13 protein-coding genes and 1 pseudogene are annotated in these 18,546 nt (G+C 63.2%); 3 read left to right on the top strand and 11 right to left on the bottom strand.

Translation table 11 applies throughout. The features are described 5' to 3' along the window. Window positions 1-943 precede the first annotated feature (943 nt). A complete protein-coding gene (locus tag AC1DN0_RS39225) occupies window positions 944-1,243 on the top strand; it encodes a hypothetical protein (protein ID WP_441635839.1) in 300 nt (99 codons plus the stop codon). A gap of 632 nt (window positions 1,244-1,875) precedes the next feature. Here the strand turns inward: AC1DN0_RS39225 and dusA are convergent. From dusA to AC1DN0_RS39205, 4 genes are all read right to left on the bottom strand, one after another. After that, entirely contained in the window at window positions 1,876-2,889 is a 1,014-nt protein-coding gene (dusA, locus tag AC1DN0_RS39220) for a tRNA dihydrouridine(20/20a) synthase DusA (RefSeq protein WP_441635835.1), read from the bottom strand. 228 nt (window positions 2,890-3,117) lie between these two features. After that, window positions 3,118-3,339, bottom strand: coding sequence for a hypothetical protein (locus AC1DN0_RS39215; protein WP_276286970.1), 222 nt, complete (start codon window positions 3,337-3,339; stop codon window positions 3,118-3,120). A gap of 74 nt (window positions 3,340-3,413) precedes the next feature. Further along, window positions 3,414-4,583 carry a CAP domain-containing protein gene (locus tag AC1DN0_RS39210; protein WP_477146514.1) on the bottom strand — a complete coding sequence of 390 codons (1,170 nt, stop codon included), beginning with the start codon at window positions 4,581-4,583 and terminating at the stop codon, window positions 3,414-3,416. 467 nt (window positions 4,584-5,050) lie between these two features. Beyond that, window positions 5,051-5,524, bottom strand: a complete 474-nt coding sequence (locus AC1DN0_RS39205) for a lecithin retinol acyltransferase family protein (protein ID WP_441635831.1) — start codon at window positions 5,522-5,524, stop codon at window positions 5,051-5,053. A 604-nt stretch (window positions 5,525-6,128) separates the two neighbouring features. Between AC1DN0_RS39205 and AC1DN0_RS39200 the strand changes: the two genes are divergently transcribed. Beyond that, window positions 6,129-6,416 (top strand): hypothetical protein, encoded by a 288-nt coding sequence (locus tag AC1DN0_RS39200; protein ID WP_276286973.1) that lies wholly within the window; start codon window positions 6,129-6,131, stop codon window positions 6,414-6,416. A gap of 126 nt (window positions 6,417-6,542) precedes the next feature. Then, window positions 6,543-7,313: a PP2C family protein-serine/threonine phosphatase gene (locus AC1DN0_RS39195; protein WP_477146513.1), complete on the top strand. Its 771-nt coding sequence runs from the start codon at window positions 6,543-6,545 to the stop codon at window positions 7,311-7,313. A gap of 39 nt (window positions 7,314-7,352) precedes the next feature. Here AC1DN0_RS39195 and AC1DN0_RS39190 read toward each other — a convergent pair whose 3' ends face one another. From AC1DN0_RS39190 to AC1DN0_RS39160, 7 genes and pseudogenes are all read right to left on the bottom strand, one after another. Continuing rightward, on the bottom strand, window positions 7,353-8,657 hold the full coding sequence (locus tag AC1DN0_RS39190; protein WP_441635827.1) for a sigma-54 interaction domain-containing protein: 1,305 nt from the start codon (window positions 8,655-8,657) through the stop codon (window positions 7,353-7,355). A gap of 55 nt (window positions 8,658-8,712) precedes the next feature. After that, window positions 8,713-11,602 (bottom strand): annotated as a pseudogene (locus AC1DN0_RS39185) (cysteine peptidase family C39 domain-containing protein). A 20-nt stretch (window positions 11,603-11,622) separates the two neighbouring features. Next, window positions 11,623-12,375 carry a peptidylprolyl isomerase gene (locus AC1DN0_RS39180; protein WP_276286977.1) on the bottom strand — a complete coding sequence of 251 codons (753 nt, stop codon included), beginning with the start codon at window positions 12,373-12,375 and terminating at the stop codon, window positions 11,623-11,625. A 72-nt stretch (window positions 12,376-12,447) separates the two neighbouring features. Further along, entirely contained in the window at window positions 12,448-13,830 is a 1,383-nt protein-coding gene (locus AC1DN0_RS39175) for a beta-barrel domain-containing protein (protein ID WP_441635823.1), read from the bottom strand. After that, window positions 13,817-16,390, bottom strand: a complete 2,574-nt coding sequence (locus AC1DN0_RS39170) for an FHA domain-containing protein (protein WP_477146512.1) — start codon at window positions 16,388-16,390, stop codon at window positions 13,817-13,819. Before AC1DN0_RS39170 ends, AC1DN0_RS39175 begins: the two co-directional genes overlap by 14 nt. A 226-nt stretch (window positions 16,391-16,616) precedes the next feature. Further along, window positions 16,617-18,020 (bottom strand): efflux transporter outer membrane subunit, encoded by a 1,404-nt coding sequence (locus AC1DN0_RS39165; RefSeq protein WP_276286980.1) that lies wholly within the window; start codon window positions 18,018-18,020, stop codon window positions 16,617-16,619. Window positions 18,021-18,325: 305 nt separating this feature from the next. Further along, on the bottom strand, window positions 18,326-18,546 hold a 221-nt coding region (locus AC1DN0_RS39160; protein WP_477144663.1), incomplete at its 5' end, for a hypothetical protein.

The following is an 18,546-nucleotide window of genomic DNA, read 5'->3' as shown; positions in this document are numbered from 1 at the left end:
TTTTACTTCAGTTCGCCGCGCCTTTCGCGCCGCCAACCACCCTGCCAACCCCGCAACCCTTGTCCCGCCTGCTTTGCAGCGCGGTAGTTGTGTTGCGAGGGGGCGAATCTTAAGGGAGCCCCTCGGCCATGGCAAGCGTTTTCTGAAATGAACCCTGCAGCAACAAATAAGATACTCATGAGCCACCTTGGCCACAGGCAGCTTCCACTAGTGCAATGCCACGCGCGGTCGACATGCAATCATTACCCGCCCTTCCGATATGGCGCGGTTGACTTAGCCCTGCTCGTACGCCCGCCTCAACACGGCGATGTCTAACTTACGCATTTTGAGCATCGCCTCCATGACCCGGGCCGACTATCCCGCGTCCCTGTCTTGCAGCAGCGCAGCGCACCGAGGATTGATGGTGCGATCTGCCGGGACACCCAAAATCGTCTGCTTCGCGGCCTCATACCCGCACCTTGCCCGACTGTGTTAAGCAAGAATGTCTGACACACATACCATGCTCCCGCGGATGGGCTCACCCGAGTCGCTATGCGCGATCTACGCGAATTTTGCATCGAGAACAGCAGACGCAGCCAACCACCAATATGGCGCCAAGCACGAGCACGCCTATGACCAAGCCCGCGGCGGCACGTCCCTCCGCAGGACAATCTACATCCGTGGCACACTGTCCCATGCCGATCTCCTCGTGCCGATGCAATGCAATCGTGACACCTCCATGCTAGGGCACAGTGGAGTGCGAACAAAGCGCGTAGAACGCGCAGCGCCCCACCCCACCGCAGCCATACGCACCACCACGCGCCACACCTTGACTTAATTCTGACTTAGAAAAATCTCAGTTGGATTAGGTGCAGTTTGCGCTATTTTCACGACATCCTGGACATGTGCCCATGCGCCCTTCCACCAGGCGAGGGCGCTTTCAATCCAAGTGGAAAGAACRACGATGCGGACCTCAAGCGCCAAACTCACCCTTAAGCTGGTTGCCACGCTCTGCCTCGTCGTGCTGTTGCTCGGCAGCGCATATGGACTCTTCGGCCAGCCTGGTGGCAGCGAATTGCCGCAAGCCGCTAGTGGTGGCCAGCCCGACACCCTGTTGTCCTTGCTGATACACATCCTTGGCTCAGTGGCCGCGATCCCAGCCCTGATCGGTATGTGGTCACAGCGATTCCCGGCTCTGGGTGGCCTGGTCCTGGCATGCCCTGCCATTGCCGCATTGCTGCTGCACAGATTTGTCGTAGGTTGAGCGAGGCGCCCTACCGTGTCAGGCCCACCCTGCTTCCAGCCTGCGCGTCACCCTCCCCCACCGGCTTCTCCACGCGCCTTACTCCTCGCCCTGCCGGCTGCGGCAACAGGCTGCAGAGGAACCAAAACTGATGCCAGGCACCCAATAGTGAGCGCCGGTTCCACGGCCATATTGGAAGAGAGCATGAAGAAAACCTTCTGGGGACTACTCAATTGCCCTGAAGGCCTCGGTAATCTATCTGTCATTTGCCATTCGTACTATCCGGGTAAACGGAAGCAAATCTACAAAATCAGGCTCTTGTACGCAGGGCGGCATGCAACCCCACGTCGCAGCCATGGTAAAAAAAAGCCCGCACAAGGCGGGCTTAACAATCAGTTGAAGAAAACCCTGTATTCGAGGGCAGGCACAGTGTAAGAAGTTGCGGCCGCTTGACTAATTAGGGGAATCCCTTTGCCATGGCGGGAAATCTGTCCGTTGCGGCGGTCAAGTGCGCGTAGCAGCCCCTCTTAGTACACGAGCATAAAAAGGGGATTCGAAGTTAGAGGAATCGCTCCAACCTGCGCAGGGCCAGCCGCCCGAAAACCGCATTACCCAGGGCATCCAGGCCACTGACCTGGATAGGCTGCGCAAACTCATGCCACTTCGCGGGATAGCTCGCTGCCCTGCCCCAGATGCGCGCGCGCCTCCTCAAACAACGCATCGACTGCTGCGCGCGTACGCACTGCATGCATGCGGCGAGCATCCGACAAGACCCGCCGCCAGCCACGGCCACCGTGGATACCCCGATGCAAGCCCAGCATATGACGCGTAACCGCTCCCATATAGCCGCCCTGTTCGACCAAATCGCCGATGTAGCGCTGCATTGCCAGTTCAACCTCCAGTCGTGGCGGCACGGGCGTCTGTGCACCATAGAAACGGGTATCCATCTCTGCCAGTACATACGGCTGGTGGTAAGCCTCGCGCCCGATCATGACGCCGTCCACATGCGCCAAATGCTCGTCCATCTCGTCATGCGTGACGATGCCGCCATTAATCAGAATTTCCAGTTGCGGGAACTCCTGCTTGAGTTGGTAAGCGACTTCATAGCGCAGTGGCGGGATCTCGCGATTCTCCTTTGGGCTCAACCCTTTCAGGATCGCATTACGCGCATGCACGATAAAGGTCTGGCACCCCGCATCGGCCACGCTACCGACGAAGTCGCGGACAAAATCGTAGTGCTCGATCGTGTCAATACCAATACGATGCTTGACGGTCACCGGAATCGATACTGCGTCGCGCATCGCCTTCACGCAATCCGCCACCAATTCGGGCTCCGCCATCAGGCACGCGCCGAATGCGCCCCTCTGGACGCGCTCGGAAGGGCATCCGCAGTTGAGATTGACTTCGACATAGCCCCACTGCTCGCCCAGCTTCGCCGCTGCGGCGAGAGCGGCGGGCTCGCTGCCCCCAAGTTGCAGCGCAACAGGCTGCTCGGTCGCGTTGAAGTCCAGGTGGCGAGCTACGTCACCATGCAGCAGCGCACCTGTGGTCACCATCTCCGTGTACAGCCAGGTATGGCGGCTCAACTGCCGGTGAAACATACGGCAGTGACGATCCGTCCAATCCATCATCGGGGCAACCGAGATACGACGCGGGGTTGAATTCATTGGAAAAGCGGCTTGAATGCTAGATCTACGGATGTTCCGACTATGTCCTGCTTCCGCTCATCTTTGCCGCAATATGCCAATTTGCGCACTTTTGCACCGTCAAACCCAATGTTGCACTTAGCGCGCAGGCACATCACGCGGCGCGAGCGAAAGGACGAGAGTATAGGTTAGACCGCCCGGATCCGCCTGAACGCGGTTTGCAAGGTCACGTGATCGTCGTCTTCCCGGCTAATTCACCTGCCCCGCGTCAATGGCTCGCATTGCAGCGGCTTCGGCCAGGGCGATAGCGGCTTCCTGGGTCAGCGCCACACCGGCCTCTTCCTCGAACGAGGGCTGCGGGGCTTCGCCGAATGTGTCAGCAATGACGACCGTTGCCGTAAAGCCCCCGTCGGCCGACGGTACCGCGCGGGCCACCACGGCATAGCCGCCATATTCGAACTGTCGTTCCATGGTGCCACTCCTCGACGCGGGACATGAACCCATCATAGATGGACACGTCCCCGCGCGAACAGGGTCGGGCGCATTTACTTTGTGGTGAACGACCAGTTCAGGTTAAGCGGCTTGCCTGCCAGTTGGCCACTGACCGTCACGTTGTATTTGCTCGCAGCGGCAAGCGGCGCGAGAGGCGTACAGACGGCAGCACCGGCCGCCGCGCCCGAGAGACCGGCGCTACGTGCATCTACCTTCAGGCAATTGATATTGTTGCCTTGCGCATCGGTCAGCACGAAGGTAYCGGCATTGAATGTCTGGCTGCGATCGATGGCTTGCAGCGTGATGGGGTAGCCGAGCGTCTGGTTCTGGTAGCCGGGCGCGGGATTGGGGCTTTCGTTGTTCACCCAGTTGGTCGGCACGTCGGCCTGGCCTGCGTAGGGATACGCCACCATCTGGGTGCTGGTGCCAGGCATGGTGGCATCGGCCAGGTCGACGGTTTGATAGAACGATGCGGTGGCGCCCCCCGAGCCCGTGCCTTTCTCTTCGGCATAGCCCGCACCCGCGGACTTGTAGCTGCCCAGCAAAGTGGCGCGATGGAGCGGCGCATCGAACAGGTCGGACACCAGCGCGTCATTGGATGACAGGGTTAGCACAGCGTTGGGATCCGAGCTCCACTTTGTGGCGCCTCCAACGACTTCGGCCGTTGCGCCAGTTGGGTACAGCGCTTGCACGCGGACATTCGGGGAAGTGCCGGTGAAGCCGCGCGCGGCGGAATTCTCATCGTGGCCGAGCGTCTTGTTCCACAGCATGTAGTTGCTGTGGTTCTGCGCCGCGACACCAATCGCGTCCTGCGCCTCCAACGCCGGAAGCCCGACTTGCACGCGGCGGAAATTGGCATAGCACAGGCCTGCGGCCTTGGGTTCGCCCAGCACGCGGTAGTTGGTGACGGCTGCGGCGCCGCGCACGGGCAGAACGCTCACGGCAGAAGTGCTGGTAGCGGGCGCGGCGTTGCCGGTCACGGTAAAGCACGCGGTTACGGCAGTAGCGGGCACTGCCTGGCTGGTGCTGGCAACAGCGATAGCGGCGCCGGCACCGGCATTCGCCGCATTGTTGGCGGCACCGGCGGGCGCCGCCGCACTGGCGCCACTGCCGCCACCCTCTCCACCGCCGCAAGCGGACAGCGCCAGAGTGGCGCAGGCCAGTACCAGAAGTGTCTTGGGAAAGTGAGCCTTTCCGGGCATCGTCGAGTGATTCGCTAGCATCAGTCCGAGGGGTTCGTCCGGCGATCGCAGCCGGTGGTCAGGAATTCGGGCCTGGCATGCACCCTACCCGCCGTGAAAAATCCGGACGATGTTATTGGTGCGCGCGATCGGGCGTCCAGCCTGCGAACAAATGCTTACGTGTGACCTTTGCGCGGATAGAGCAAGCAACAGGCCCGCCTGAGGCACATGCGAATGCCCGGCTTTTCGCGCAATCTCGGGCCTCAACCCATTCTGAGCGCCGGCGGAAACACGCACCAGCACCCGTCATCGTGACGAAAGAAGAACATCGACAATTGGCCGGAGGGCCGCGCCACGTCCACTCGGACGCAGCCACTTCGGCCAGCTCGCGAGCTACGCACGCGCGTGATGCGAGCGGGTGCTGCCCGACTGGAACCTAGCCATTTGTCGATCAGGCCGCGCAGGGATATCTTGGCGGTTTGCATGTCGGTCTCCTTGGCTTGTCGTGATTAAGCGCGGGCACCGAAGTACGCGCCCTTCCATTCGGCTTCGAAAAATGTCCTGAACAGGGTGACGACGGTTTGCACGGCTGTCGACGGATGCTGCAGGCAGGCTTCCACTTGTTCGCTGCGGCCTTCGCCATGCAGGCACCATGTGCAGAAGTGCTCGCAGTTGTTGGTGAGCAACCGGTAGTTGTCTTCCCCGAGACGGGAGCGGGCGCGCGCGACGGCTTCGAGGCCGACGTACCTGGCGCAGGGGTTGGCCTTCACGGTGATCGGATAGCCGGCGGCGAAGGCTTCGAGCGTGGTTTCTTCCACCGGGCCACGGTGGAGCGACCCGGCGAAACCGGCATAGTGAACCACTTTGCCTTCGCCAATGTAGATACCGTGGTGGGCATAGCCGCGGCGCAGCGTGACAAGGTGCGCGCCCATGGGCGGCTCAGCATCGATGGCCTTTTCCTGGAGTTGGTTCTGGTGGTTCATGGCTGCCTCTGATCTGTTTGCTTGCCGCAGGCATTGCCTGCTTCGTTGCCATTGCATCCGCATCAACCGTGCCAACCAACGTGGCCCCAGCTACGGCGAGGGATTGCGGGTGATGCAGCGTACCGGGAAGGGAAAAAGCGTCGTAGGGAAACCAACAGCGTGTTGCCCAATGTGTTGGTGCCATGCAATCAAACCGGCATAAGGGCTTTTGTCGCTCCTCGGGCGGACCGCATGCCGCCGGCCCCTCATCGATAACGACAGGGACATTGCCGATGCGGGAGTGAAGGGGCGAGCGGCGAATCGCTGCCCTGTCCTGCCTTCACGATGGCAGGACAGGCGGCCGGGCCACGGCCAAAGCGGTGGTTCGCGACCACCACAAGGTGTGGGAATGTTGGCGAGGCGCCAACGCTCCGGCATGAGGCGTAGCGCCCACGCTGCGCCGGAATTCCGCCCGATCGGGCAAAAAAACGAGCGAAATCAAGCAGTTGCATCCCCCGCCAGGCGGCGGGCATGGCACTGGCACGCGCTTTGCTCTATAGAAGCATGGCGACAAGCCACGGACCGGAACACAGTCCCTACCCATCCCAAGCACCGGAGACCCATCATGGCGGCGCTCACCATCAAAGACCTCTTTACCAACCGCACACTGGATGGCCAGGCAATGGCGGCCATCCGCGGCGGCGGTGCTCCCTGGGTATTCGGCTGGATCCAGCCCTATACGCCGCCCCGTGCAAGCACTCTGCCGATCGTCAACTTTTACGAGATCAACAACAACTTCTATGCTGATCAGATGGTTAACCAGTTTCAGAACATTGACGTTCGCAATTCGGCGCCCGGCGCGAACATCAATGTACAAGCGGGACAAGGGGCAAGGAACGACGGACGGATGTAACCCGGCAGCGCGCAGTTCGCGCAGCAGCACGCACAGTCCGGCCACGCACCGCCCGCCAAGCCGTTGCCTGTCCCGGTAACGGCTTGGCGCGATAGTGCCCTGCTCGTCCGCACACCGGAGAGGATCGTGACCTGTGCATCGCAATTCCGCTGGACTTCAGCCGCTCGTTCCGATGTCGGCCTGGTACGGGAGCGTAATGAGGACGCCTGCCTCGCGCAACCGGACCGAGGACTGTGGGTCGTTGCCGACGGCATGGGCGGCCATGCGGTTGGCGACTATGCCAGCAACCTGGTCGTGGAGACGCTGGCCCGCCTGGGCGTGCCGCCCAGCCTGGAGAGCTTGCTCGACGATGCGCGCGCGGCCTTGCAGGAAGTCAATCGCGAACTGTTGGCGGAGGCGGCGCGCCGGCAGGTGCGGCGCATTGGCAGCACAGTGGTGGTGCTGATGGCCTGCGAGCGCTTCTGCGGCTGCCTGTGGGCAGGCGACAGCCGCATCTACCTGTACCGGGACGCGCACCTGACGCAGCTCACCCGCGACCACAGCCGCGTGGAGGAACTCAAGGCCCGCGGCCTGATCACGGCGGAAGAAGCCATTCATCATCCGGCCCATAACACCATCACCCGCGCCGTGGGCGCGAACACCACGCTTGAACTGGACCAGGCCTGGGTGGAGGTAGCGGACGCCGATATCTTCCTGCTCTGCAGCGACGGGCTCAGCAACGAACTGCGGGATCCGGAGATCGCCAGCGTACTGGCATGCGGCGATTGCGAACTGGCAGCCCAGGCGTTGCTGGCCGCGGCGCTGGGCCGCGGCGGCCACGACAACATCAYGGCCGTGGTGGCGCGAGCGGAAGATCTCTACGGCTCCGACAAGACCATGGTGAACCCCGCGCTGTAATGGCTGCGACGGCGCGAAGCCTGGCGGACGAAAAGCCCTTTATCGCGCCTTGCCGCCCTGCGCCGCTGCCTGATTACGGAAATCCTTCGAATGGATGCCGTGCTTCTTCAGCAGCATCTGCAGGTGCGAGCGATTCATGTCGAAACGCCTGGCCAGCTCCGCCACGGTGCCGCCCACCTCCTGCAAGCCGCGTTCGAGGAAGGCGCGCTCGGCTTCATCGCTGGCGGCCCGCTTGGCTTCACTGAGCGAGGTAGCCGTCGACGCATCCACCACCACCGGCACGGAGCCGTTTGCGACCAGCGCCGGGGCCGATGGCTTGGGCCGGAGATCCTGCGGAAGATGCTCGAGATCGGCGGTATCGCCGGCAAGGCACGAGATCCGGTACATCAGGTTGCGCAGCTCGCGGATATTGCCCGGATAGGCGTAGTTCATCAGGAAGTCGCGCAGGCGCGGCGTCAGCTTGATGGGGCGGCGCTTCAAGGCGCCGGCGGACTCGTCGCCGAAATACGCCACCAGCAAGGCGATCTCGTCACGGCGCTCGCGCAGCGGCGGCAGCGTGACGTGAATCACGCTGAGCCGGTAGAACAGGTCTTCGCGGAACTTGCCCTCCTCGCTCAGGCGCCGCAGGTCCCGGTTGGTTGCCGCCACGATACGCGCATCGACTGAAATGGTCTCGTCGGAGCCAACCCGCTGGATCTCATGCGACTCCAGCACGCGCAGCAACTTGACCTGCCCGGTCAGCGGCAGCTCGCCGATCTCGTCGAGGAAAATGGTCCCCGTATGCGCGCTCTCGAACTTGCCCCGGCGATCGTTGGCCGCGCCAGTGAAGGCACCCTTCTTGTGGCCGAACAGCTCGGACTCGATCAGGTTCTCCGGAATCGCCCCGCAGTTCACCGAGATATAGGGCTTGTCCGTCCTCGATCCGTTGGCATGGATCACCTTGGCCATCAGCTCCTTGCCGGTACCGCTCTCGCCATCGATCAGCACCGGCAGATCGGTCGGCGCGGCCTTCTCGGCAATTTCCAGCGCTTCCAGCAGCTTTGGATTGTCGCCGAACGTGCCCTCGAAGATAAAGCTGCGCTCGAGCAGCGCCTGCCGGCGCTCCCGCGGCGCGAGATCCGCCGGAACGGGCTCGGCCACCGCCGCCTGCACAAAGCGCTCCTTGTGCGACAATTGCATCACCTCGTCGCGCAGCGTGGTGGCTTGCTTGAGCAGCTTCTCGATCTCCGTGCGTTCGAGCTTGGAAGCCCAGCGCAACGTGGAGCGCAGGATCTCGATCTTCTCGATCAGCCCGGCATAGGAGATGGCGGACCCGACCGATCCGCCCTGGTTGAACAACTTCATATCGCGCTCCCCCTGCGTTGCATTGCGCCATGGATGTCCCGGCGCGTGCGCGCGCTCAAGCCGCGCTCAGCTGCTTTTGCACCAACTGGTAGTACATGCCCTTGCGCTCCAGCAGTTCCTCATGCCGGCCCTGCTCAACGATGGCGCCCTCGTACAGCACCAGGATCTTGTCCGCGCGCATGATGGTGCTCAGGCGGTGCGCGATGATCACGGCCGTGCGGCCATGCAGGATCTCCTGCATATTGCCAAGGATGTTGCTCTCCGACTGTGTATCCAGCGCCGAAGTCGCCTCATCGAAAACCAGCAGGCGAGGATCGTGATAGAGCGCGCGCGCAATGCAGAGCCGCTGGATCTGCCCACCGGACAGGCCCACGCCGCGTTCCCCCACCACCTGTTCATACCCGAGCGGCAGCTTGCTGATGAAGGCATGGGCATCGGCCATCTTGGCGACTTCCTCGATATGGCGGCGGTCCGGGCTGTCGTCGCCGCAGGCGATGTTCTCGGCGATGGTGCCCGAGAACAGCAGGTTGCTCTGCATTACATAGCCGATCTGCGCGCGGTAATACTCCTTGTCGATCACGCCGATATCGTAGCCATCCACGGTCAGCTTGCCGTCGGTCGGCACATAGAAACCCACCAGCATCTTGGCCAGCGTGGTCTTGCCCGATCCGCTGCGCCCAACGATGGCCAGCAACTCGCCAGGCTTGATGCTGAAGCTGATGTTCTCCAGTACATAAGGCGTCTCCGCGCCGCCGTAGCGGAAATAGATGCCTTCCAGATTGATCTCGCCCTGCAGGTCCGGGAGCATCACGCGCGAAGGCAGGTCTTCGGGCTTCTGCTCCGGCTCCAGGTCCAGCACATCGCCCAGCCGCTCCATCGCGACGCCCGCATCGTTGAGCTGGCCCCACAGCGCCACCAGGCCCATCAATGGCGCCAGTACGCTCCCCATGAAGGCATTGAAGGCAATGAGCTGGCCGACCGTCAGTTCACGCTGCAGCACGAGGTTGGCGCCCACCCAAAGCACGGCGATGGTAGTTGCGGCATTGAGCAGCTGGCTGGCCAGCCCCACCAGGATGTGGAAGGCCTGCGCCTTGTATTGCAATTCCAGCGCCTTGGCGTACTTCTTCTCCCACTTCAGCCGCACGGGCCGCTCGATGCCCATGCCCTTGACCGTCTCCACGCCGCCCAGCGTCTCCATCAGGTAGGACCTGGCCTCGGTCGAGGTGTTGAACACCTCGCGCGCGTACGCTTTGACCTTGGGCGTGGCCACGACCGTCAGGGCGGCGATGGGAATCACGAACGCGATCAGCACCAGCGTCATCTTGACGTTGTAGAGAAACATGATGGTGAAGTAGATGAACACCATCAGCCATGAAATTGGCCAGGTATGCCCGCACCGTGCTCATGAACTGCGAGAAGACATTGGAGATGATCAGCCCCAGGATCAGCAGGTTCAGCAGTCCGACGTTCTGGTGTACCACTACGCCATCCAGGATGTTCTGGATGATCAGGGGCGGCACCACCCCGAGCACCTGGATCACAAAGGTCGCCAGGAACAGGTGCGCAAGAATCCGTTTATATGGCGCCAGGTAGCCGATGAAACGCAGCCAGGGCGAGCRCGCCACCGCCAGTTGCGCCATGCTTTCGCCGGCGGTGAAGAGCAGGCAGGTACCGCTCCACCCGCGCTCGAACTCTTCGACGGCCATCTTGCGAAAACCGAGGGCCGGGTCGGCCACCCATACCCAGCGTTTCGATACGCCGTAGACCACCACGTAGTGATAGCCCTCCCAGTGGATGATGAACGGCAACTCGAAGCCCAGCAGGGAATCATGCGTGCACTGTACCCCCCGCGTGGTAAAGCCGAGCGATTCGCCGGCGCGGGCCAGGCTGTCCAGCGTGGCGCCCTGCGTGGTCACATTGGCGAGCTCGCGCAGTTTGCCCAGCGTCATGGCAATGCCATGATGGCGGCAGATCATTGCCAGGCAAGCAGCGCCGCAATCCATCTCCTCGGCCTGCTCCACCAGCGCAAAACGGCGGATCACCCGCTCGCCGAACTCCGGCTTCGAGCGCAAGTCGAGCATGACCGGATGCTTGCGCCGCTCTGCCAGTTTCTTTTGCCGGTGCAGTTCCCGGTCGATAAAGCGAATGCGTTCTTCCAGCACTTCACGCAACTTCGGGTTGCGTTCCAGGATCAGCTGCACGGTCTTTTCCGGGATGACCAGCAGCCTGACATCCGTGCCGGCGATGGCAGAGGCGATCTGCTCCTGACGCATCACGCAGGCACGCTCGCCAAAGATGTCGCCCTGGCGCAGGGTCGCCAGCGGATACTCGATGCCATCCTCATTGCGCACGATGCGCACCTCGCCCTGGCGCACCACGTACAGGCGGCGGTCCTCCCTGGAGTCCTGCTTCAGGATCTCCTTGCCCTCGGACACGCGCTTGACGCCCACGCTGCGCACGGCCTCTTCGAGTTCGCTCTTATCGAGCTTTCCGCGCAGGTCGAACAGGCGCGCGACGAAGCCGCCGGCCGAACTGATCGCGACATAGCTGGCGACAAAAGCCATCGCCGCCGGATTCTGCGCGATCATGGGCTCGGTCACGCTGCGCGGGATAAACAGCAGCTCGGTCTTGCCGGAAGACCGCACCGAGGATTCGTGCCGGTATTCCCGCAGCATGGCGATATCGGCAAAGACCTCGCGTGCCTTGCGCACGCCGAGGCTGACCTCCTTGCCATTTTCCTCGTTGAAGATACGCACCGAGCCCGCCTTGATGACGAAGAGCCCGTCGGCCGGATCGCCGGCATTGCAGATCGTCTCGCCGAAGCCAAAGGAAAGCGATTGCGCGTGCTCCGCCAGCCGCTCCATCTCCTCGCGCGAGAACGGCGAGAGTATTTCCACGCCCGACAGGAAATCGGCGAGCGGCTGCAGTTCGGGGCTGGCTTCCATATGCTTCTCGGCCTTCGCGGTTAGCGCGCTTCGATGACGTGTTCCTGCGCCCTGGCCATCAGCCAGTCCTCACGCAGGAGCCGGCGCACCTCCGCCGCCACTTCCGCATCCAGCACCGCGGGATGCTTGGCGCTCACCATGAATATCTCGAAGAAGGCGCGGTCGTGGGAGGGAAAGGGGCCAAGCAGGTCGCCGGTGGCGGCATTGAACACCTTGGCTTCAATGTCGGTCTTCAGCGATCCGCGCAGTACCTTGCCAATTGCGCCACCTTGCTCCTTCGTATCTGCCAGGGAATGCTCGCGCGCCATCTCGGCAAAGCTGTCGGGGTCGTCCTGCAGGTAGGAGATCAGTTCCTTGGCCTTGCCTTCGGCGTCTACCACGATATGGCTGACCTCGATGCTGTCGAACTTCGGAGAATGCAGCTTGAAGTATGCGTCGACGGCTTTTTCGTTGGCTACCTCGGCCAGCATCTTCTCCTGGTAAAGGCTATCGGTAATAAACGCCTCGAACTCGTCGAGGCTGACGCCGAGCACATCGAGGTAATGGTTCATTTCCGTCGCGCGGTGCAGGCCCTGCACGCGCCGGAACTGGTCGGCGCGTTCCTGGATCTCCTCCGGCGACACGGTGAGGCCCTGCTTCTTCGCCGCATGCACCGTCAGCTTGTCCCTGACGATCTGCTCGATCAGCGCTTCGAATTGTCCCGTGAGCTTCAGGACCCGGATGAACTCCTCGACGCCGATGACTTCGTCGTCGACCCGCACAATCGCTGTCATCTCGTCAGCTCCTTGATTCTTGCCACACGCCACGCACCGTCTGCCCGTGGATGCGGGCCGATGCGCACCCTTTCATCCGGCAACCTGCCGGAACGGATCCAGCCCGAGGTCGATCAGCCGCCGCTCGCGCACCACGATCTCCGCCGTGGCTGTCATGCCGTAGCGCAGCGGATACTTGCTATCGGCCACCGAGTAATAGTCTTGCGCCAACCTGACGCGCCCCTCGTACATCGGCTGCTTGTTCGGGCCGGCCAGCTTGGTCGCCGGCGAGATGTATTCCAGCGTGCCGTTGATCAGGCCGTAGCGCTGGTAGGGGAAGGCGTTGAACTTCAGCTTGACGGGCAGGCCCTCGCGCAGGAAGGCGCGGTCGCGTTCGGCAATGACGATCTTGAGCACCGGACGCGCGTCCTTGGGGGCAATGCCACCCAATGGCGTATTGGCCTGGACCTTGTCGCCGCGCTGCGTGGAGGTGACATCCGTGATCACACCGGCCACCGGGGCCAGTATCAGCAGGAAGTTGTCCTTGTCGATATTCTCGAAGCGGATGCGCGCCGCCGCCTCGGCCACCAGCCGCGCGGTCTGGACCTGCAGGCGCAGCTTGTCTTCCGTATTGGCGATCTCGCGCAGCGCGGCGTCGTACTGGATACGCAGGTTGGTCAGTTCCTGGCTGCTGCCTTCCAGTTGCACCGTGGCCTGGTTGAACTCCTGGCTCAGTTTGGAATCCAGTTCGGCCAGCCGCGACTGGGCAATCTGCAGCGCGTTCTCCGCTTCGACCGCAGCGATCCGCTTGGACTCCACCTGCGACTGCGAAACGCCGCCGCCGCCGGGCAGTGCGAACAGACGCGCATACCTGTCCTGCTCCTGCCGGGCGAATTCGCGGGTACGGCGCGCGCTGTCGAGGTTGCTGCGCGCCTGCTGCAATTGCGCCCGTTGCTGTTCCGCGAGCCGGGTGGTGCCTTCTGCCGTGCGGTTCTCATGCAGCCGTTCCGCCACATCGATCTGCTGCTTCAACGCCGCCGCCTTGCGCTCCATCAGCAGCTTCCTGTCGGGAAACTGCTTCCACTCGCGTTCGGAATCCTGCAGCTTGAGCTGCGCCTCCAGCGCATTGGTGGCGGCCTCGATCGCGCCGCGCGCATTCAGCCGCGCCAGCACGTCGTCCTTGGACACCGGCTGGCCTTCGGCCACATAGAGATCCGCGAGCTCGCCGTCAACCGGCGCATAGAACCGCCGCACTTCCGATTCGGGCGCCAGGGTACCGTCCGCGGACACGATCACATCGGCGTGCCCGACGAACGACCACACCAGCGCGCAAACAACCAGCGCCACCATGACCAGCACGGAGATCTGCATCATCTTCCAAGGCTCCGCGCTCAGGATCGCGATGCCTTCCGCGCTGTGATCCTCAAGTGCCTCTGACAGCGGCTTAAGGCGATTGTCCCGGCTATCGTCCCTCATCGCCCTCCCCCCCTATCAATGCAAGCTTGGCCTTGAGCAAGGCCGGATTCAACACCATGCGCAGTTCCTGCAGCGAACGCCGCTGCAACTCCGTTTCCGAATTGATATCCTCCTGGAGTTGACTCCACTGCGCCGTATCGCCGACCTTCAGTTGCGTGTAGATGCGCATGCCTTGCCGCGCTTGTGCGCTGGCATTGGACAACAGGCGCGCCTGCGTGCGGAATTTTCCGGAGATTTCGGATTCCAGCCGCTGCTCGCCGCCGATCGCCCCGTCGCGGCGATACTGCCGCCACGATGCCAGCGCACCGTTCATCAGTTCCTGCGCGCGCCTGGTAGCCGCATCGTGTATCGCTGCCACATCGGGTTCGATTGCCTTGAGGAAGTAGGTGTCCTCAGCGGGATCGAGCATGGCGTAGAACGACAGCAAGGACTCCTCGTAGCCCTTGCCCCCGCGCGCCTTCTTCAATTCGGCGAACTGCGTGGCGACGGCCTGCTTGCGCGCGAGATCCCTGGCCGCGGCCTCGGCCCATGGCCCTGTCTTTATCTGTTGCAGCCCCGCGAAGGCCTTGTCGCTGTCTCCCGCACGCCACGCCTTGTCCACCTCGCCGTATTGCCGCACCAGTTCCGGCGTCGGCAGTCGGCTGGCCGCCAGAACGCCGAAGCGGGCCTGGAAGGGCGGCGAGGAGAAGCGGGCCTTGGCCATTTGCGCCATCAGCGGGCCCAGTTTCATCGCGCGCGCCGCGCTGTCCAGTTCCAGGTATTGCTTCAGATCGTCCTTCAGGCGATCCATGCCGGCGAGCCTTGGATATTTCTCGGCGTAATCGGCCAGCACGGCCTGCAGGGCTTCGGGGTGATCGCTTGCCAGGCCGGTGGCGAGCGATGCGTTCAGGCGGTCGATGGCCGCCAGGTAGACAGAATCATCGCTTTGCAGCTTGCGCAAGTAGCTGAGCGCATCGGCATAGGGCTCCTTGAACTGCGGCACGTAAGCGGCGATGCGGTCGAGTGCGCGCTGGTGCGCCGGCGTGTCCTCGTTCCAGTGTTTGAGCAAGGCGCGGATGCTGGCCTCATCGGCATACATGCGGATAGGCGCGTCCACGCCGCCGCGGCCGGCCACGAAACGGTTCAGCCGTCCGATCCAGGCAAGTTCTTCGAGCAACCCGAGTGYGTCCGCGTTGTGCGCGCCGAGTATCTTCATACGCGCCAGCGCCGCGTCCGCACCGTTGAAATCGCGCGCCTGCAGCTTGCCGATCCATGCCGGCACCTCCGCCCGCAACAACGCTTCCGTGCCCATCGCCTGGAACCGTACCTTGTCCGGGTGCCGTTTGAGGTACGCATCGGCCACCGCCGCCGCGCGGGTATAGTCGCCGCTAGCCATCAAGTCCGTCATCTCGCGCTCGGGCGCGCCGCGGAAATACAGGAATAGCAGCAGCGCCACGACCGCCGCGGCCAGGATACCGCCCCACCGCGCTGCGCGCTTCAGTCCGGCGCGCTCCGCGGCACCGAAGCTGCTGCCAAGTTTGCCCATGACCAGGGCGAACTTGCCTTGCGCACGCGGCTTGTCCGCCCCGCCCGCATCGCCTTCGGGCTGGGGCAGGGCCTCCTGGTTGACCTCGTCCTCTTGCTGCGCGGCATAGTCGACGCAGAAGATGTCCAGGAACGAACCAGCCGCGCCGACGAAGGTGGTCTTGTCTGGATCGTGGGCCGGCTCGGCCACGGTTGCGGCGGCTGCCACTGGAACGGGCGGTGCGCACGTCGGCGCCACGTCTGGCGCGCTCTGCGCAGGCGTGCCGGTGCCTTGGGGGGGCGGCAGGTTCGAGCTGGTGACGGTCGCATCCGTGGCCGCATCGTTCCGTATGCCGACCCGATAGACGAAATGATTGCCGCCAAAGGCAACGAGGTCCCTCTCACCAAGGGGAACCGCGTGTTCTTCCACGCGCTTGCCGTTGACGAAGGTGCCGTTGGTGCTGCCCAGATCCTCGATGAAAGGCTGCCCACCCTTCAGGAAAATGTGCGCGTGACGGCGCGAGACATAGTTGACCTGGTGAGGATAGACCTCCTTGTAGCGGGAGAAGGTCTCGTCGGCCTTGCTGACCAGGAAAGGAAATCCGGCCACCTCGACTGGCTGCAGGCCCAGGTCGTCGCGCTCGGGGGTGAGCGTCAGCACGACCGATATCGGCTCCGGTGCCTGTACCGGCGTGCGCGAAGCCAGACGCACCCGATAGCACAGCGCCGCGCCGAAGCGCACCTCGTCGCCATCGCGCAATCTCGCCGGCTGCAGTACCACGGTCTCGCCGTTGACCGTGGTGCCGTTCTTGCTGCCCAGGTCCGCGATATAGGCCGCGCCGTGCTCGGAGAAGATGCGCGCATGACGGCGTGAAAGCGCGGCCGCCACATCGGGAGGATATGCGGCGAATGGCGCTTCCGCGCGGCCCACGGCGAACAGGCTCTCGTCGATGCGGATCTCGCCCAACTCGGGGTGCGAGATGGGGACAAGCACGATATCGAACGCCTGCCCCACCTTTGCCCGTATCTCGACAATCAGAGCTTCGTCTGGAGCCATGTTTCGATACCACCAACAGCGCGAGCCGCGGCGCGTGCGCCGGCGGCAAGCCATTTTCCATGGCGGCGGCGCGGGGCCGAACCGGCCCGCTCCGCCGGGAACGTGTTGACTAAGGACATAGTAGGCCACGCTTGCCGGTAGTCAAACGTCCACCGGCGGCGTATTGCGGGCCTGGCGCCGGCTTTGCCGGGATCGTCCGGTCCCGATACATGGATTGTCGCGGGGTCTATTTCGCCACCTGCCGCGGCGCGTCCTTTCCCGCATTGCTCACTTCGACGCTTGGCCACCCTCCGCCAAGTGCCTTGTACAGGGTGACAGTGTCGGCCAGGATTTGTTGGTGGTTCGCCAACAACTCGAGTTGCGCGCTGAGCAGTGACCGCTCGGTCTCGAATACTTCAAGCTGGGACACAACGCCTTCCTTGAGCTGAGCCTCGATCTGCGCCGACACGACGCGCAGTTGCTCCACCTGCTGCTGCAACTCCACCCGCTGCTTCTTGTGCGCATCGACGTTGACCAGTGCGTTCTCCACCTCCTCGAATGCAGTGATCACCGTGCGGCCGTACTCGTTCTCGGCCACCTTGGTCTGCGCCTCGGTGGTCTTGACATGCGCACGCACGTTCGGATCCAGCATGGGCAGGTTGATGCTCGGCATCAGGCCGAATGTGAAGGACTTCAGCAGATCCGACAAGGCGAAGCTTGCGGTGCCGCCGCGACCGGTCAGGCTGACGGTGGGCAACTGCGCCAGCCGCGCCTGTCCGACCAGGTTGTATGACTCAAGCACGCGGTACTCCGCCGCCACGATATCCGGGCGCCGCGAGAGCAACTGCGACGGTAGCCCGGCCGGCACCGCGGGCAACTGCACGCGCTCTTGCAAGCGCCCCGCGGGTACCTTGAAAACGCCCGCCGGCACGCCGACCAGCGTGCCAAGTGCATTCTCCGAGATATCGCGCGAGCGGCGCAGTTCCAGCAGGTTCTTGGTCAGCCGGTTGATTTCCGCCTGTTGCTGCATCACCCGGATCTTGGGGACCAGTCCGTTCTGGAACATCGCCTGGTAGGTGGCGAGGATCTGCTTGTTCTTGGCCAGTGACCTGGACTGCTGATCGATCTGTTCGTCGAACTGCAGGATCTGGAAATAGGTAGTGGACACGTCCGAGACCAGGGTGAGGTAGCCGGCGCGCCAATCCGCTTCGGTCGCGTTGAATTCCGCGGTCTGGGCTTGCACGCCCTTCTCGACCTTGCCCCAGATGTCGATATCCCAGTTGACCTGGGTGCCCAGGTTGTAAGTCTTGACCAGGTTCTGCCCTGTGGTTTTCTCGAAGCTTGCACCGGCGCCGACATCAAAGACCGGCAGCGCACCGGCCTTCGCCTCGGAAATCTGTGCGCCTGCCACCTTGATTCGCGCGGCCAGCACCTTGATGTCGTAATTGCCAGCGATGGCCTTGTCGACCAGTCCGTCCAGATAGGGATCCCGGAAGGCCTGCCACCAGTTCGGCACGATGGTGTCCGACGCCGAGACGGTGATCGAACCCTGGCGCGCCCAGTCGGGCTTGGCCGGTGTTACCGGGCGTTCGTACACCGGGGGACGAAAATCGGCACAGCCGGCCAGCGCCAGCAGGCACGCGCCTGCCATCAGGCATCGCTTTGCGGCGGTGCGTGATCGATGCACACGGAACGGAGTGGAAAGGTCTGGCACGATCGCCTCCTGCAGGCGCAAGCGAACCGAAAAGGACTAGGCGGGCAGCAGGCCCCGTTCGTCACGTCGCCGGCGCCAGCTGCGCCGGGTCGGTCACGGCCCGGATGCAAGCAAGCAGGCCTCGCCATGCTTCATTGTGTATCCGCCGGCGGCGCTATCCAACCTGTAATTGGAGGCTGGCYGCCATGAAGGCGGCAAGAGAGGGCCGCCCCGCCCGGCAATCCGGGAGGGCGGCGGTGGCTTCAACGATAGATGTTGTTGTTCGCGTTCTGCGTTGAGCTCACGTGCGACTTGATATCCGCGGCGAAGGCCGTGTTGTTGCCATTCATGTTGGTGACGTTCTGCGTCTGGCCGATCAGTTGCTCGGCATTGAAGGTCGAGTCGATCTTGACGGCGCTGAACACGGGCAGGAAGGGCACGAAGCCGCCGCGCACGGCGCGCATGGCGCGGGCGTCGAGTTCTT

This window comes from Cupriavidus sp. 05N39, assembly GCF_056397325.1.
The sequence above is the reverse complement of the archived record's forward strand: the minus strand, read 5'-3'. Positions and strand labels throughout refer to the sequence as shown.

Coding starts and splice junctions, on each gene's coding strand:
- AC1DN0_RS39225 (WP_441635839.1), top strand. CDS start 944: ATGCGGACCTCAAGCGCCAAACTCACCCTTAAGCTGGTTGCCACGCTC.
- dusA (WP_441635835.1), bottom strand. CDS start 2,889: ATGAATTCAACCCCGCGTCGTATCTCGGTTGCCCCGATGATGGATTGG.
- AC1DN0_RS39215 (WP_276286970.1), bottom strand. CDS start 3,339: ATGGAACGACAGTTCGAATATGGCGGCTATGCCGTGGTGGCCCGCGCG.
- AC1DN0_RS39205 (WP_441635831.1), bottom strand. CDS start 5,524: ATGAACCACCAGAACCAACTCCAGGAAAAGGCCATCGATGCTGAGCCG.
- AC1DN0_RS39200 (WP_276286973.1), top strand. CDS start 6,129: ATGGCGGCGCTCACCATCAAAGACCTCTTTACCAACCGCACACTGGAT.
- AC1DN0_RS39190 (WP_441635827.1), bottom strand. CDS start 8,657: ATGAAGTTGTTCAACCAGGGCGGATCGGTCGGGTCCGCCATCTCCTAT.
- AC1DN0_RS39180 (WP_276286977.1), bottom strand. CDS start 12,375: ATGACAGCGATTGTGCGGGTCGACGACGAAGTCATCGGCGTCGAGGAG.
- AC1DN0_RS39175 (WP_441635823.1), bottom strand. CDS start 13,830: ATGAGGGACGATAGCCGGGACAATCGCCTTAAGCCGCTGTCAGAGGCA.
- AC1DN0_RS39165 (WP_276286980.1), bottom strand. CDS start 18,020: ATGGCAGGCGCGTGCCTGCTGGCGCTGGCCGGCTGTGCCGATTTTCGT.